This window comes from Moorena sp. SIO3B2, assembly GCF_010692525.1.
GTDB classification, from domain to species: domain Bacteria; phylum Cyanobacteriota; class Cyanobacteriia; order Cyanobacteriales; family Coleofasciculaceae; genus Moorena; species Moorena producens.
The window spans coordinates 1-1,505 of sequence record NZ_JAAHHE010000848.1 but is presented as its reverse complement, the minus strand read 5'-3'; the positions used below and the strand labels follow the sequence as shown (position 1 = coordinate 1,505).

Annotated in this window: 1 protein-coding gene; it reads left to right on the top strand. The window is 42.2% G+C overall.

Translation table 11 applies throughout. From position 1 onward, the window contains the following. Positions 1 to 414: 414 nt before the first annotated feature. Positions 415 to 1,505, top strand: a 1,091-nt coding sequence (locus tag F6K38_RS41720) for a tetratricopeptide repeat protein (protein WP_502709667.1), incomplete at its 3' end; no start/stop codon positions are given.

Genomic DNA, 1,505 nt, shown 5'->3' with positions numbered 1-1,505 from the left:
TTGAGTATTTGAATATCGTGGTCGAGTATTTGAATATCGTGGACGAGTCTGAGAGTCTCAACGTTGAGTATTTGAGTCTCGTGGTTGAGCCTCAGAGCCTCGTGAACAAACCTCTTCCCTGCTCCCTACTGAGATGGAATAGAGCTGCGGGCAGGATGCCCACTCTACTGAGATGGAATAGAGCTGCGGGCAGGATGCCCACTCTACTGAGATGGAATAGACGGGCGGGCAGGATGCCCACTCTACTGAGATGGAATAGAGCTGCGGGCAGGATGCCCACTCTACGTCAGACTTCTGACTTCAAACTTCTGACTTCTTAAAAATGCTATAATCTATGAGGTTTTGTATGAAGATTGGCAAATCCAAGGTGCTTTAAATAAGTCTATTTTTTGAATAACTATTGTAGAGCAGTTGATGGCAATGGCTGACAATACATCTGATAGCCAAGTAGACTTTCTCTTAGAGGTGCTACAAGCAATTGCAGACAGTAATGGTGATCAGCAAGTAGTTGAGAAATTACTCGAAGCAAATATCGACAAACTTAATCAGACTTTAGCAGAAAAATTGCGGGATTGGGCAACAAGTAAGCTGGCGGAAGCGGAAGCAGGTGAAGCCACATCCCTAGCAGCAAATATTGTTGAATTTAGCAAAATAGTAGCAAAATTACCTTTGGGTGACAAAGCTAGCAATAGGGAAATTGCTATCACTGGCTATGAAGTCGCCCTAACTGTTTACACCCGTGAAGCTTTTCCGTTTGATTGGGGATTAACTCAAAGGAATCTTGGAAATGCTTACCTTAACAGAATCACAGGTCAGAAAGCAGAAAACTTAGAAAAAGCCATCGCTTGTTACCAATTGACTTTAGAAGTACGCACCCGTGAAGGGTTTCCGGTTGAATGGGCAGAGACTCAATACAATCTAGGTCTTGCTTACTCTCAAAGAAGAAAAGGTCAGAAAGCAGAAAACCTAGAAGAAGCGATCGCTTGTTACAAATTAGCTTTAGGAGTACGCACCCGTGAAGAGTTTCCGGTTGAATGGGCAAAGACTCAATACAATCTAGGTCTTGCTTACTCTCAAAGAAGAAAAGGTCAGAAAGCAGAAAACCTAGAAGAATCGATCGCTTGTTACCAAGAAGCTCTTAGAGTTAAAAAAAATGAGGCTTTTCCTAGGGATTGGGCAAATACACAAAATAATCTCGGTAATGCTTACAGTAACCGAATCAAAGGGGAAAAAGCACAGAATATAGAACAAGCGATCGCTTGTTTCCAACAGGCTCTGAGAGTTAGAACCTTTGAGGCATTTCCTATTGAGTGGGCACAAACACAAAATAATCTCGGTAATGCTTACATTAACCGAATAAAAGGTGAGAAAGCACAGAATATAGAACAAGCGATCGCTTGTTACCAACAGGCTCTTATAGTTACAACCTTTGAAGCATTTCCTATTGATTGGGCAAGGACACAAAATAATCTCGGTGCTGCTTACGGTAAGCGAATAAAAGGAGA